Annotated in this window: 12 protein-coding genes; 10 read left to right on the top strand and 2 right to left on the bottom strand. The window is 64.1% G+C overall.

From position 1 onward, the window contains the following. Nucleotides 1–123: 123 nt before the first annotated feature. The gene (locus tag V6M89_RS28340; protein WP_332856356.1) at nucleotides 124–1,386 is read right to left on the bottom strand and encodes a dicarboxylate/amino acid:cation symporter; all 1,263 of its coding nucleotides are present in this window, start codon (nucleotides 1,384–1,386) and stop codon (nucleotides 124–126) included. A gap of 168 nt (nucleotides 1,387–1,554) precedes the next feature. Between V6M89_RS28340 and V6M89_RS28335 the strand changes: the two genes are divergently transcribed. The 5 genes from V6M89_RS28335 to V6M89_RS28315 are packed head-to-tail and all read left to right on the top strand — an operon-like array spanning nucleotide 1,555 to nucleotide 6,140. Then, the gene (locus V6M89_RS28335; RefSeq protein WP_332856355.1) at nucleotides 1,555–2,280 is read left to right on the top strand and encodes an amino acid ABC transporter ATP-binding protein; all 726 of its coding nucleotides are present in this window, start codon (nucleotides 1,555–1,557) and stop codon (nucleotides 2,278–2,280) included. A gap of 47 nt (nucleotides 2,281–2,327) precedes the next feature. Then, nucleotides 2,328–3,236, top strand: coding sequence for an amino acid ABC transporter substrate-binding protein (locus V6M89_RS28330; RefSeq protein WP_332856354.1), 909 nt, complete (start codon nucleotides 2,328–2,330; stop codon nucleotides 3,234–3,236). Beyond that, complete coding sequence (locus V6M89_RS28325; protein WP_332856353.1) at nucleotides 3,233–3,964, top strand: amino acid ABC transporter permease; 732 nt, start codon at nucleotides 3,233–3,235, stop codon at nucleotides 3,962–3,964. Before V6M89_RS28330 ends, V6M89_RS28325 begins: the two co-directional genes overlap by 4 nt. Further along, a complete protein-coding gene (locus V6M89_RS28320) occupies nucleotides 3,964–4,656 on the top strand; it encodes an amino acid ABC transporter permease (RefSeq protein WP_332856352.1) in 693 nt (230 codons plus the stop codon). The genes V6M89_RS28325 and V6M89_RS28320 overlap by 1 nt, the downstream gene beginning before the upstream one ends. Nucleotides 4,657–4,712: 56 nt before the next feature. Continuing rightward, nucleotides 4,713–6,140 (top strand): amidohydrolase family protein, encoded by a 1,428-nt coding sequence (locus tag V6M89_RS28315; protein ID WP_332856351.1) that lies wholly within the window; start codon nucleotides 4,713–4,715, stop codon nucleotides 6,138–6,140. A 15-nt stretch (nucleotides 6,141–6,155) separates the two neighbouring features. Here the strand turns inward: V6M89_RS28315 and V6M89_RS28310 are convergent, their stop codons facing one another. Then, nucleotides 6,156–7,058 (bottom strand): LysR family transcriptional regulator, encoded by a 903-nt coding sequence (locus tag V6M89_RS28310; RefSeq protein ID WP_332856350.1) that lies wholly within the window; start codon nucleotides 7,056–7,058, stop codon nucleotides 6,156–6,158. Nucleotides 7,059–7,163: 105 nt separating this feature from the next. Between V6M89_RS28310 and V6M89_RS28305 the strand changes: the two genes are divergently transcribed. The 5 genes from V6M89_RS28305 to V6M89_RS28285 all read left to right on the top strand — a co-directional run bounded on the left by V6M89_RS28305 (nucleotide 7,164) and on the right by V6M89_RS28285 (nucleotide 13,402). Continuing rightward, complete coding sequence (locus V6M89_RS28305; protein WP_332856349.1) at nucleotides 7,164–9,149, top strand: oxidoreductase; 1,986 nt, start codon at nucleotides 7,164–7,166, stop codon at nucleotides 9,147–9,149. A gap of 73 nt (nucleotides 9,150–9,222) precedes the next feature. Then, a complete protein-coding gene (gene pyrC, locus V6M89_RS28300) occupies nucleotides 9,223–10,275 on the top strand; it encodes a dihydroorotase (RefSeq protein WP_332856348.1) in 1,053 nt (350 codons plus the stop codon). A 3-nt stretch (nucleotides 10,276–10,278) separates the two neighbouring features. Then, complete coding sequence (locus tag V6M89_RS28295) at nucleotides 10,279–11,076, top strand: DUF3025 domain-containing protein (RefSeq protein WP_332856347.1); 798 nt, start codon at nucleotides 10,279–10,281, stop codon at nucleotides 11,074–11,076. 45 nt (nucleotides 11,077–11,121) lie between these two features. Next, nucleotides 11,122–12,117 (top strand): Gfo/Idh/MocA family protein, encoded by a 996-nt coding sequence (locus V6M89_RS28290; protein WP_332856346.1) that lies wholly within the window; start codon nucleotides 11,122–11,124, stop codon nucleotides 12,115–12,117. A gap of 70 nt (nucleotides 12,118–12,187) precedes the next feature. Then, nucleotides 12,188–13,402, top strand: a complete 1,215-nt coding sequence (locus tag V6M89_RS28285; protein ID WP_332856345.1) for an MFS transporter — start codon at nucleotides 12,188–12,190, stop codon at nucleotides 13,400–13,402. The last annotated feature ends 166 nt before the right edge of the window (nucleotides 13,403–13,568 follow it).

The raw sequence follows: 13,568 nt of genomic DNA, 5'->3' as shown, positions 1-13,568 counted from the left end.
TCGCGCTAGATGGTGCCCCGAGTGACGCGGACACGCAATTACGAAACTCACCAATCCGGGCAATGATTCCGCGCAAGGCGAAAAAAAAGGCCACCGAGGTGGCCTTCTGTTTGGTGGCGCCGCTTATTGCAGCGGTGCGTCCGCTACTTCTACGTTCTTGAGCGGATCGACCAACTCGCCCTCCCACTTGGCGACCACCGCCGTGGCGACACCGTTGCCGATGACGTTGGTGGCGGAGCGCGCCATGTCCAGGAAGTGGTCGATACCCAGCAACAGCAGCATGCCCGCTTCCGGAATGTTGAACTGGCCCAGCGTCGCGGCGATCACCACCAGCGAGGCGCGCGGCACGCCGGCCATGCCCTTGGAGGTCAGCATCAGCACCATCATCATGGTCATCTGCTGGCCCAGCGACATCTCGATGCCGTAAGCCTGGGCGATGAACACGGTGGCGAAGGTGCAGTACATCATCGACCCGTCCAGGTTGAACGAATAGCCGATCGGCAGCACGAAGGCGGCGATGCGGTTACGCACACCGAAGCGCTCCAGGCCTTCCAGTGTCTTTGGATAAGCCGCTTCGCTCGACGCGGTCGAGAAGGCCAGCAGCACGGGGCTGCGCAGTTCCTTCAGCAGCGAGAAGATGCGGCCCTTGAGGAACAGGAAGCCGATGACGATCAGCAGTATCCACAGCAGCGCGATGCCGAGGTAGAACTCGGCCATGAATACGCCGTAGGTCTGCAGCACGCCCAGGCCGCTCTTGGCGATCACGCCCGACACCGCCGCAAACACGGCGATCGGCGCGAACTGCATCACGTAGCTGGTGACTTTCAGCATCACGTGCGCCACGCCGTCCAGCGCGTTGACCATGACGTTGGCCTTTTCGCCGATGGCGGCTGCGGCCGAACCGAAGAATAGCGAGAAGATCACGATCTGCAGGATCTCATTCTTGCTCATGCCTTCGACGATGGAGGCCGGCACCAGGTGGGTGACGAATTCCTTCAGCGTCAGGCCCGAGGTGACGATGTCGACCTTGGCGGTGGTGGCGGCCATGTGGCCGAGCAGCGCGTCGCCAGGGCGGAACAGGTTCACCAGTATCAGGCCCAGGCTCAGCGACATCACCGAAGCGATGAAGAACCAGCCCAGCGTTTTGATGCCGATGCGGCCCACTTCCGAGGCATCGCCCATCCTGGCGATGCCGCATACCAGCGTCGAGAACACCAGCGGTGCGATGATCATTTTGATCAGGCGCAGGAACAGCGTGGTGATCAGCGACATGTAGTCCGCATACTCGACTGGCTTGGCCAGGTTGAGGTTCGCCAGGTAGCCGGCAAAGATACCCAGCGCCAGTGCGACGAGTATGTAGGTGGTCAATCGGCTTTTTTTCTGCATGTTCTGAATTCCCGTGGTAGTGTCTCTTCGGACGCAGGCCGACGCAGGGTAGTCTGCGGTAGCACAATCTAATACAAAATAATGTCATTTCCCCTCTATGTGGGGGTATGATCCTGCCAATGTTAGCCTTGTAAGCTGATGAAACATTAAGCAAGTTCCGCAGTATATATGATCGCGATAAAAAATCTGAATAAATGGTACGGCCAATTCCAGGTATTGGCCGATTGCAACACCAACGTTGCCAAAGGCGATGTGATGGTGATATGCGGGCCGTCCGGCTCGGGCAAGTCGACGCTGATCAAGACCGTCAACGGGCTGGAACCGTTCCAGCAGGGCGAGATCCTGGTCGACGGCATCTCGGTCGGAGCCAAAGGCACCGACCTGCCCAAGCTGCGGGCCCGCATCGGCATGGTGTTCCAGAATTTTGAATTGTTCCCGCATCTGTCGGTGCGCCAGAACCTGACCCTGGGCCAGATCAAGGTGCTGGGCCGCAGCGAGGACGAGGCCAACGCGCGCGGCCTGCAGTACCTGGACCGGGTCGGCCTGCTGACGCAGCAGGACAAGTATCCGAATCAGCTGTCCGGCGGCCAGCAGCAGCGCGTGGCGATCGCCCGCGCGCTGGCGATGGACCCGATCGCGATGCTGTTCGACGAGCCGACTTCGGCGCTGGATCCGGAGATGATCAACGAAGTGCTGGATGTGATGGTCGGCCTGGCGCAAGAGGGCATGACCATGATGGTGGTGACGCATGAAATGGGCTTCGCCAAAAAGGTGGCGAACCGGGTGGTCTTCATGGACAAGGGCAGCATCCTGGAAGATTGCAGCAAGGATGAATTCTTCGGTGCGCCGCGTTCCGAGCGCGCGCGCGATTTCCTCGCGAGGATCATTCACTAGCAAGTTTGACGCTCGGTACACTTTTTCTTTCTAGTTGGGGAGGAATCATGTCATTACCGCGGGTACTCATACTTTTGACCCTGGCCTGCCTCGGCGGCCAGGCCACAGCGCAGGAAGCCGGCGGCACGCTGGCCAAGATCAAGCGCACCGGCGCCATCACGCTCGGCGTGCGCGACGGCTCGATCCCCTTCTCCTACCTCGACGACAAGCAGCAGTACCAGGGTTATTCGGTCGATCTGTGCATGAAGATCGTCTTTGCGGTGCAGAAGCATCTGGGCATGCCGGTCAAGGTGGTGATGAATCCGGTCACCTCCGCCAACCGCATTCCGCTGATGGCCAACGGCACCATCGACCTCGAATGCGGCTCCACCACCAATAACGCGGAACGCCAGAAGCAGGTGGCGTTCGCGCCGACCATGTTCGTGATCGGCAGCCGGCTGCTGTCGAAGAAATCGTCGAACATCAACAGCCTGGCCGACATGAAGGGCAAGACCCTGGTGGCCACCGCCGGCACCACCACCCTCAAGCAGATGACCATGCTGAACGCCGAGAAGCAGCTGGGCATGAATATCGTGGTTGGCAAGGATCATCCGGAATCGTTCCTGATGATGGAAACCGGCCGCGCCGCGGCCGAGGCCAATGACGATATCCTGCTGGCCAGCCAGGTGGCCAGTGCGCGCAATCCCGGCGAGTATGTGATCGGCAAGGATGCTTTGTCGGTCGAGCCCTACGGGATCATGATGCGGCGCGACGATCCGGCCTTCAAGGCCGTGGTGGATGCGGCGCTGGTGCAGGCCTACCAGTCGGCGGAGTTCCCCAAGCTTTACCAGAAGTGGTTCCAGAGCCCCATCCCGCCCAAGGGCATCAACCTCAACTTCCCGATGCCGGAGCAGCTCAAGGCCGTCATCGCCAAACCCACCGATTCGCCTGATCCCGCCGCCTACGGCGCGCGATGAACTACCACTGGAACTGGCGCATTTTCGGCGAGCTGTCGCCGGACGGCGTCCATACCTACTGGGACACGCTGATGTCCGGCCTGGCCTGGACGCTGGCGACCTCGTTGGGCGGCTGGGTGATGGCGCTGGTGCTGGGCTTCGCGGTCGGCGCGTTGCGCACGCTGCCGGGACGCGTGCTGCCGCTGCTCGGCACCGGCTATGTTGAAGTGTTCCGCAACGTGCCGTTGTTGGTGCAGATGTTCCTGTGGTTCTTCGTCGCGCCCGAGCTGCTGCCGCAGGCGGCCGGCGACTGGCTGAAGACGCTGCCGAACGCGCCCTTCGTCACGGCCGTGGTGTGCCTTGGCTTCTTCACGTCGGCGCGGGTGGCGGTGCAGGTCACGGCCGGCATCCAGGCGCTGGCCGGCGGGCAGCGTCTGGCGGCGCTGGCGCTGGGGCTGGACCTGCCGCAGACCTATCGCTTCGTGCTGTTGCCGCTGGCGGTGCGCATCATCCTGCCGCCGCTGACCAGCGAATTCCTCAACATCATCAAGAACAGTTCCGTCGCGCTGACCATCGGCCTGATGGAGCTGACCGCCAGCGCGCGCGCGATCCAGGAGTTTTCGTTCCAGGTGTTCGAGGCGTTTTCCGCCGCCACGCTGATCTACGTGCTCGCCAACCTGGTGGTGATCGCCGCCATGCGGGTGCTGGAGCGGCGGCTGGCGCTGCCCGGCACATTGGGAGCGCGCTGATGTTCGCGCAGTTCGACTTCGACGTCATCGGCCGCTCGTGGGTCTACCTGTTCCAGGTCGGCATGGCGTTCACGCTGGAGCTGACGGTGTTGTCGATGATGGGCGGCGTGGCGCTGGGTACTTTGCTGGCGCTGGGCCGCATGTCCAGCTTCAAGCCGCTGGCGCTGGTGGCCGCCGCCTACGTCAACCTGATACGCGCGGTGCCGCTGGTGCTGGTGATTTTTTGGTTCTACTTCCTGGTGCCGTACGTCGCCGCGTGGGTGATCGGCGCGGCGGAGCCGGTCAAGGTCGGCACGTTCTGGTCGGCGCTGATTACCTTCACCTTGTTCCAGGCGGCGTACTACTGCGAGATCATGCGCGGCGGCATACAGGCGATCCCGCGCGGACAGGTGCTGGCGGCGCAGGCGCTGGGGCTGAACTACTGGCAGGTGATGGGCCGCATCGTGCTGCCGCAGGCGTTCCGCAACATGCTGCCGGTGCTGCTGACGCAGACCATCGTGCTGTTCCAGGACGTGTCGCTGGTGTACGTGCTATCGGTGCCGGATTTCGTCGGCGCGGCCAGCAAGGTGGCGCAGCGCGACGGTCGGCTTGTGGAAATGTACACCTTTGTGGCACTGGTTTACTTTGTGTTGTGCTGCCTGCTTTCATGGCTGGCAAGGCAGCTGCAAAAGCGTGTCGCCATCGTGCGCTAGGCTCTGGTAGTATCCTCGCCACTGCATTATTCAAACGGGAACATCGCATGCCATCCATGAAGAAAATAGCAGGCGCCATGCTGGCGCTTGGCCTGCTCGCCAGCGCGCATGCCGCCGACAAAATCGCCGTCGATCTGGTACTGACCAAGGCCACGCTGATCGATGTTGCGGACGGCAAGGCCGTCAAGGGCAAGTCCGTCGTGCTCAAGGGCGACACCATCATCGCCGTGGTCGACGACAGCAAGCTGTCCGGCTATGCGGCCAAGCGGACCATCCGCCTGCCGGGCAAGTACCTGATGCCCGGCCTGTGGGACACGCATGTGCACTTCGGTGGCGGTCCCGCGCTGATCGAAGAGAACAAGCATCTGCTGGCGCTGTACCTGGCCAACGGCATCACCGCCGTGCGCGATTGCTCCGGCGACCTGCCGGAGACCGTGCTGGCCTGGCGCGACCAGATCAAGGCCGGCCAGCTGGAAGGGCCGACCATCTTCACCTCCGGCGCCAAGCTGGAAGGCTACAAGCCGCTGTGGAAGGGCACCATCGAAGTCGGTACGCCGGAAGAAGTGAGCAAGGCGCTGGATGGCTTGCAGGCGCAGAAAGTGGACTTCGTGAAGATCACCGAGAACACGCTGAAGCCGGAGATCTACCTGGAAGCGCTGCGCCAGGCCAGGGAGCGCGGCATGCGCACTTCCGGCCACGTTCCGGTGCAACTGACGCTGGCGCAGATGTTCGAGGCGGGGCTGGGCACGGTGGAGCATCAATCCTACCTGCTGCGTTCCTCGACGCCGAAGGAGGCCGAGTTGACCGCGCAAGTGGCGGCCGGCACGCTGACCGGCAAGGAGGCGATGAAGCAGAGCCTCGCGACTTACGACGAGCCGACCGCGCGCGCATCGTTCCGCTACATGGCTTTGAAGGGCACCGCCGTGGTGCCGACGCTGTCGGTATCGCGCGTGGTGGCCTACCTGGACCGAGACGATCACTCGCACGATCCGGCCTTGCAGTACATCGGCAAAGGCCTGCGCGCCACCTACGACTGGCGCGTGCAGCGCGCCGCGCAGGACAACGCCGAGGCGATCGCGCTGCGCAAGGCGACGTTCGAGAAGTCGGCCGCGCTGCTGCCGCTGCTGGCGCAGGAGGGCGTCAGCATCATCGCCGGCACCGACGCGGGCTTTTTGAATTCCTACGACTATCCGGGTCAGGCGCTGCATGACGAAATCGGCCTGTACGTGCAATACGGTTTGACGCCGGTGCAGGCCTTGCAGACGGCCGTGATCAACGGCCCGCGCTTCCTCGGCCACCTGGACCGCTACGGCAGCCTGGAAGCCGGCAAGGCCGCCGATCTGCTGGTGCTGGATGCGAATCCGCTGCAAGACATCGCCGCCACCCGCAAGATCCGCACGGTGGTCAGCCACGGCCAGGTCTACGACCGCGCCCGCCTCGACAAGATGCTGGCCGAGACCAAGGCCTGGGTCGCGGCCCAGTAAGCACAGGCTCCGCGTCTACAACGGCGCGGAGTATCCCCTCAAGCTGGCCTGCACGAAGTCGATGAACAGCCGCACCCGTGACGGGATCAGGCGCGATTCGATGATCGCGTACACGGGTATCGGCTCGAAGTCCCACTCCGGCAGTACGCGTTGCAACTGGCCGCGTTCCAGTTCTTCCAGCGTGTCGGGACCGGCGGAAACCGCTATGCCCATGCCCAATGCCGCCATCTTCCTGCACATGCTGACGTTGTTGGCGGCGTACCGGCCGCTGACGTCGACGGTTACGCTCTTCTTGCGCGAGGACAGAGTCCACTGCGCCTTGCCTCCGCTGCGGACCTGGATCATGCACTGGTGGTTCGCCAGGTCGTCGGGATGTTTCAGCGGCGGTGCGCCGCGCAGATAAGCCGGCGACGCATACAGATAGCGCGGCAACAGGCCGACCTGCCTGGCGATCAGCGTGGACGGCGTCGGCGGCGGTGTGCCCATGCGGATCGCGCAATCGAAGCCGTCGGTCACCAGGTCGACGCGGCGCGGCGTGAGGTCCATTTCAAAATCGATGGCCGGGTATTGCTCGCCGAAGGCCTTCAGCGACGGCGCCAGATAGGAGATCGCCAGATCCACCGGCATCGATACCCGCAGCGTTCCGCTGGGGCGTTCGGCCAGCTCCTGCAGCGATTCGTGCGCAATGCGCGCTTCGGCGACGATGCTTTCGCAGCGGCGGAAGTAGGTCAGGCCGGCCTCGGTCAGCTCGACCTTGCGGGTGGAGCGGTGGAACAGGCGTACCCCGATTTCCTTTTCCAGCTCGGAGATGCGGCGCGACAGCGTGGAGTTGGGCATGTCCAGCGTGTCGGCGGCGCGCCGGAAGCCCTTGGCGTTGGCGACCGCCACGAACAATTCCATGCTCGATAAGAGTGACATTTCGATTGCTCCATCAGTGGATCAGTGATTTCATTTTAAGCTATTTATCCCGTAGGTGAATCAATGGATGATGGCTGCACATTCACTCACTTAGCGAGGCTTCCCATGAACACCTTATCGACAGCAGTGCAAATCGGCCGTTACACCCTGCGCAACCGCGTGGTGATGGCCCCCATGACCCGTTCGCGCGCCGACGATGCGAACGGCGTGCAGTCCGAACTGGCCGTCACTTACTACCGTCAGCGCGCCACGGCCGGCCTGATCGTCACCGAAGGCGTGTTCCCCAGCGCGATGGGCAAGGGTTATGTGCGCACGCCGGGCATCTACAGCGACGAACAGGTGGCGGCATGGAAGCAGGTCGCCGACGCGGTGCATGCCGAAGGTGGCCGCATCTTCATGCAGCTGATGCACACTGGCCGCATCTCGCATCCGAGCATGCTGCCCGGCGGCGCGCTGCCGGTGGCGCCTTCCGCCATCAAGCCTGCGGGCCAGTCTTTCACCGCCAACGGCATGGCCGATTTCGTCACGCCGCGTGCGCTGGAGACTTCGGAAGTGGCCGCCGTCGTGGAGGAATATCGCCTGGCGACGCGGCGCGCGTTGGAGGCGGGCTTCGACGGGGTTGAGCTGCATGCGGCGTCGGGCTATCTGCCGGAGCAGTTCCTGTCGTCGGGCAGCAACCAGCGCGGCGACCAGTATGGCGGCTCGCTTCCCAACCGCGCACGTTTCATCCTGGAGGTGCTCGATGCGATGATCGCAGAAGCCGGCAGCGATCGCGTCGGCATCAAGATATCGCCGGAGATGGGCTTCAACGACATCAAGGACGACACGCCGGTGGAGACCTTTACCTACCTGGTGCGCCAGCTCGCGCCGCTGGGCCTGGCCTATCTGCATGTGGCCAAGTTCAAGGCGGAATATGACTACCATGGCGTGCTGCGCCCCCTGTTCAACGGCGCCTACATCCTGGGCGGCGGCCAGACCCGCGAATCCGGCGAGCAGCGCATCGCGGAAGGCGCTGCCGAAGCGGTGGCGTACGGCAGCGCCTTCCTCGCCAATCCCGACCTGCCGCGCCGCTTCGAGCTGAGGGCTCCGTTGAACACGCCGAATCCGGCATTGTTCTATGCGCCGGGCGCGCAGGGCTATATCGACTATCCGGCGCTGGCCGATGCCGCGTCCAACCGCGCGCTGCGCATCCACGGTTACGGTGGCGTAGAAGTGATGCAGTGGGATGAAGTGCCGATGCCGCAGCCAGGACCCGGCGAGGTGCTGGTGCGGGTTGCCGCCGCCGGCGTCAACGGCCTCGATTGGAAGATCCGCGATGGCCTGGTCAAGGACGTTTTCCAGCTGCCGCTGCCCGCCACGCTGGGCCTTGAATTGGCCGGCGAGGTGGCTGCGGTTGGGAGCGAGGTGGAAGGTTACGCTGTCGGCGACCGTGTTTTCGGACCGTTGAGCGGCCTGGGGGCCTACGCCGCATACGTGACGGTGGCCGCATCGAAGCTGGCGCCGATTCCTGCAGCGATTGAAGACGCCACCGCCGCAGCGATTCCTGTTGCCTCGATGACGGCATGGCAGTCGCTGTTTGAAGTAGGCCAGCTGCAACGTGGCGAGACGGTGCTGATCCACGGCGCCGCCGGCGGTGTCGGCAGCTATGCCGTGCAGTTTGCCAAGCAGGCCGGCGCCCGCGTGCTGGTCACCGCGCAAGGCCGCAATGCCGATCTGCTGCGCCGCCTTGGCGCCGATGAAGTGATCGACTACAAAACCACGCGCTTCGAGGACGTGGCGAAGAACGTCGACCTGGTGTTCGATCTGGTGGGCGGCGAAACGCTGGACCGTTCGTGGCAAGTGCTGTCGCCGCAAGGCCGCATCGTCAGCATCGCCGCGCCGGACATCGCAGCGCGCGTGCCGGAAGGCCGTCGCGGCAGCTGGAACACCATGCATCCCGACGGCGCGCTGCTGGCGCGGATTGCGGCGCAGGTCGCGAGCGGCGAGTTGACCGTGGTGGTCTCGGAGGTCGTCACCGCCGAACAGGCGCCGGCCGCCATCGAGCGCAATAAAACCGGCCACGGCGCAGGGAAGACGGTGATCCGTTTCTGACCGTGGCTGACCATGGCGGCGCGAGAGGGTAAAATGGCGGTATTCGTCATTGATAGCCTGAAAGCCCGCCGCCATGTCCGACCTCGAACACACCCCAGACAGCATCACCATCGCCCGTCCCGACGACTGGCATTTGCACCTGCGCGACGGCGCCACCCTGGCCAGCGTGCTGCCGCATAGCGCGCGCCAGTTCGGCCGCGCCATCGTGATGCCGAACCTGAAACCGCCGGTGACCACCACCGCCGCCGCCGAGGCCTATCGCAACCGCATCATGGCGGCCCTGCCGGCTGGCATGAAGTTCGAGCCGTTGATGACGCTCTACCTGACCAACAACACGCCGCCGGACGAGATCCTGCGCGCGCAGGAGAGCGGCATCGTCCACGCGGTCAAGCTGTATCCGGCCGGCGCCACCACCAATTCGGACGCCGGCGTGACCGACCTGTCCAACTGCTACAAAACGCTGGAGATGATGCAGGAAGTGGGCATGCCCTTCCTGGTCCACGGCGAAGTCACCGACCAGGATATCGACCTGTTCGACCGCGAAGCCGTCTTCATCGAGCGCGTGATGCGCCCGCTGCGCCGCGACTTCCCGGCGCTGAACATCGTCTTCGAACACATCACCACCAAGCACGCCGCGCAGTACGTGGCGGAAGCCGAAGGCCCGATCGCCGCGACCATCACCGCGCATCACCTGCTGTACAACCGCAACGACATCTTCAAGGGCGGCATCCGTCCTCACTACTACTGCCTGCCGGTGCTGAAGCGCGAAGAACACCGCCTGGCGCTGGTCACCGCCGCCACCAGCGGCGACGAGCGCTTCTTCCTCGGCACCGACTCCGCGCCGCACGCGCAGGGCGCCAAGGAAGCCGCCTGCGGCTGCGCCGGTTGCTACACCGCGCTGCACGCGATGGAGCTGTACGCCGAAGCCTTCGAACGCGCCGGCGCACTGGACAAGCTGGAAGCTTTCGCCAGCTTCAACGGCCCGGCCTTCTACAACCTGCCGCGCAACACCGACACCATCACCCTCAAGCGCGAGCAATGGACGCTGCCGGAAACCCTGCCGCTGGCGGACCAGCAAGTGGTGCCGCTCAATGCCGGCGAAACCATCAACTGGAAAATGGTATAAGCAGTGCTGCAAGCGATAGACTGGTCGCGTCCCTGGTACGACTCGGTCCGCACAGCGGCCGACCAGCTGTCAGCGGACGTGCCCTTCATGGACACGTTCAACGCGCAAGCCGCAGCACTGGGCTTGCGCAATCATCTGGACCTGCCTATCTCCTTCGTTCCGCAGGAGTCGCTGCCTGACGGCACAGCCTACGAAGCCTTCATCGGCGCCACCGGCGGCGTGCCCACGCGCGACAATCTGCACGACTTCTTCAACGGCCTTGTGTGGCTTAGCTTCCCGCGCATCAAAGTGCAGCTGAACGCCTTGCAGGCGGCGCAGATCGAGCGCGATGGCGTCGGCAAATCGCGCGGTCCCGCGCGTGACGGCGCCACCATCTTCGACGAGAACGCCGCCTTGCTGGTGGTGCGCGACAGCGCCGCCGGCCATGCGCTGACGGCAGCGCTGCGCGACCATCAATGGCGCGCGGCTTTTATCGAGCAGCGCGCCAGCTTCGGGCCGGACGCGCAGGTATGGCTGTTCGGCCACGCGCTGATGGAGAAGCTGGTCGCGCCGCGCAAGGCGATCACCGCGCACACCCGCGTGGTGGTGGCCGGCGACGATTTCTTCGCCATGGACCACGACGCCCGCCGTCATTGGATCGACGCCAAGGTGGCGCAGGACTTGGGCGAACATGGCCTCAGCACCGCCGACTTCACGCCAATGCAGGCGCTGGGCGTGCCGGGCTGGTGGCCGGAACAGGACGACGCGTTCTACAACGACGCAACGGTGTTCCGCCCCAAACGCGCACCAGCGGTAAAATAGATTTTTTAACCGACTTCGCCGCCGATGCGGCAGAAAGAGCACGCCATGACGCAGGTAATTCGCTGGGGGATACTCGGCACCGGCAAGATCGCCAAGGCTTTCGCCATCGCCTTGCAGGACACGCCCGGCGCCAAGCTGGCCGCCGTTGCTTCGCGCAGTGTAGATAGCGCTACCACGTTCGGTGTCGAATATGGCGCGGAGCGCTTCCACGGCAGCTACCAGGCGCTGGCCGACGATCCCGAGGTCGATGTCATCTACATCGGCACGCCGCACCCCATGCACCACGAGAACGCGCTGATGTGTCTACACGGCGGCAAGGGCGTGCTGGTGGAGAAGTCGTTCACCATGAACCGTCGCCAGGCCGAGGACATCATCAACCTGGCGCGCCAGAAAAAGCTGTTCGTCATGGAGGCGATGTGGACGCGCTTCATGCCGGCCGTGGTGGAGGCCAAGCGCATCGTCGACAGCGGCGAGATCGGCGTGCCGGCCAACGTCAGCGCGGATTTCGGCTTTACCGCGGATGCGGGGCCTGAGCATCGCCTGTTCGCGCCTGAACTGGGCGGCGGCGCGTTGCTGGACCTGGGCATCTATCCCTTGTCGATGGCGTCGTTCTTCCTCGGCCCTGTGACGGGTGTGAAGGCGCAGGCGGAGATGGGCGCCACCGGCGTCGATATGCAGACCGCGTTCACGCTGATGCACAAGGATGGTGGCGTGTCGTCATGCGCATGCAGCCTGCGTTCGCGCACGCCGACCGAGCTGACGATCTCCGGCACCAAGGGCTACCTGCGCCTGCACGACCGCTTCCACAACACCGAGACCATCACCGTCACGCTGGTGGACGGCGCTTCGCGCAGCGAGCGCACCATCAACTTGCCGCGCAGCGGCAATGGCTACACCCATGAAGCGCAGGAAGTTGGGCGCTGCATCCGCGCCGGCCTGATTGAAAGCCCGGTGATGCCGCACGAGGAAACCCTGTCCATCATGGGCACGCTGGACGACATCCGCGCGCAGATCGGCTTGAAGTACAGCGCCGATAATTAAGCGCTGCAAGCGCGGGTGGCGGGAACTGGTTAGAATCGACAGATATCGTTTCCACAATCAGGTCCCTATCATGTTCGTCGCCTCCCGTGCTCCTTCCCTGAAAACCGTCCTGCTGGCCAGTGGCGTGGTCCTGACGCTGGCGATGGGCGTACGCCACGGCTTCGGCTTCTGGATGCAGCCCATCTCGCAAGCCAACGGCTGGACGCGTGAAACCTATTCGCTGGCGCTGGCCTTGCAGAACCTGCTGTGGGGCGCGTTCGGCCCGTTCGCCGGCATGGCGGCGGACCGTTTCGGCACCATGCGCGTGGTGCTGGTGGGCGCGGTCAGCTACATGGCGGGGCTGGTGTGGATGGCGCTGGTGACGCAGCCCGCCTTGTTCGTGATCGGCTCCGGCATCTTCATCGGTCTGGGGCTGGCGTGCACCGCGTTCGGCGCGGTCAGCGGCATCATCGGACGCGTGGCGCCGATGGAAAAGCGCTCGTGGGCGTTCGGCATCTCCGGTGCGGCCAGTTCCTTCGGCCAGTTCCTGATGATGCCGGTCGAGCAGCAGCTGATATCGGCGGTGGGTTGGCAGAATGCCTTCTACCTGCTGGCCGGGCTGGTGGTGCTGCTGATGATACCGATGTCCTTCCACCTGCGCGAGCCGGCGGTGGAGCATAGCGGTCCGCAGCAAAGCGTGCGCGAGGCGATGAGTGAAGCGGTGGGCAACCGATCCTTCCTGTTCCTGGTGGCGGGCTATTTCGTGTGCGGCTTCCAGCTGGTCTTCATCGGCGTGCACATGCCGGCGTACCTGAAGGACAAAGGCATCGCCAGCCCGGGCGTGGCGGTGATGGCGCTGGCGCTGATCGGCTTGTTCAATATCTTCGGCTCTTACTACGCGGGCAAGCTGGGTGGACGCTTCCCCAAGCGCTACCTGCTGTCGTCGATTTACTTCACGCGCGCGGTCGTCATCGGCCTGTTCCTGCTGGCGCCGTTGACGCCGTATTCGGTGTACGTGTTCGCGGCGGCGATAGGATTCATCTGGCTGTCGACGGTGCCGCTGACGAACGGCATCATCGCCGGCATCTTCGGCGTCAAGCACATGTCGATGCTGGCGGGCGTGGTGTTCTTCTCGCACCAGGTGGGTAGTTTCATCGGCGTGTGGTTGGCCGGCTACCTGTTTGCGAAACTGGGCAGCTACGACATCGTCTGGGGCATCGCGATTGGGTTGAGCATCATGGCGGGCTTGATCAATCTGCCGATCAACGAGCGCGCCATCGAGCGCGGCGCCTTGAAGGCGGCCTAGCGATGAAAACCTGGCTGCTGCGCGCGGCCGGCGCGGTGGTGCTGGCGCTGGTGTTCATGGCCTACCTGACGCCAGACTTCCTGCTGGACCTCGCCAACCGCTTCTACCTGTGCTTTTAACCCGGGGTCAGGTCCCCCATTTATTCATCAGCTCGGCTATCTAGCCG

This window comes from Duganella sp. S19_KUP01_CR8 (assembly GCF_036688705.1).
In the GTDB taxonomy this organism is placed as follows: Bacteria; Pseudomonadota; Gammaproteobacteria; order Burkholderiales; family Burkholderiaceae_D; genus Rugamonas.
The sequence above is the reverse complement of the archived record's forward strand: the minus strand, read 5'-3'. Positions and strand labels throughout refer to the sequence as shown.

Bases quoted from the DNA above. Each gene is read 5' to 3' on its own strand.
- V6M89_RS28340 (WP_332856356.1), bottom strand. From the start codon at position 1,386: ATGCAGAAAAAAAGCCGATTGACCACCTACATACTCGTCGCACTGGCG.
- V6M89_RS28335 (WP_332856355.1), top strand. From the start codon at position 1,555: ATGATCGCGATAAAAAATCTGAATAAATGGTACGGCCAATTCCAGGTA.
- V6M89_RS28330 (WP_332856354.1), top strand. From the start codon at position 2,328: ATGTCATTACCGCGGGTACTCATACTTTTGACCCTGGCCTGCCTCGGC.
- V6M89_RS28325 (WP_332856353.1), top strand. From the start codon at position 3,233: ATGAACTACCACTGGAACTGGCGCATTTTCGGCGAGCTGTCGCCGGAC.
- V6M89_RS28320 (WP_332856352.1), top strand. From the start codon at position 3,964: ATGTTCGCGCAGTTCGACTTCGACGTCATCGGCCGCTCGTGGGTCTAC.
- V6M89_RS28315 (WP_332856351.1), top strand. From the start codon at position 4,713: ATGAAGAAAATAGCAGGCGCCATGCTGGCGCTTGGCCTGCTCGCCAGC.
- V6M89_RS28310 (WP_332856350.1), bottom strand. From the start codon at position 7,058: ATGTCACTCTTATCGAGCATGGAATTGTTCGTGGCGGTCGCCAACGCC.
- V6M89_RS28305 (WP_332856349.1), top strand. From the start codon at position 7,164: ATGAACACCTTATCGACAGCAGTGCAAATCGGCCGTTACACCCTGCGC.
- pyrC (WP_332856348.1), top strand. From the start codon at position 9,223: ATGTCCGACCTCGAACACACCCCAGACAGCATCACCATCGCCCGTCCC.
- V6M89_RS28290 (WP_332856346.1), top strand. From the start codon at position 11,122: ATGACGCAGGTAATTCGCTGGGGGATACTCGGCACCGGCAAGATCGCC.
- V6M89_RS28285 (WP_332856345.1), top strand. From the start codon at position 12,188: ATGTTCGTCGCCTCCCGTGCTCCTTCCCTGAAAACCGTCCTGCTGGCC.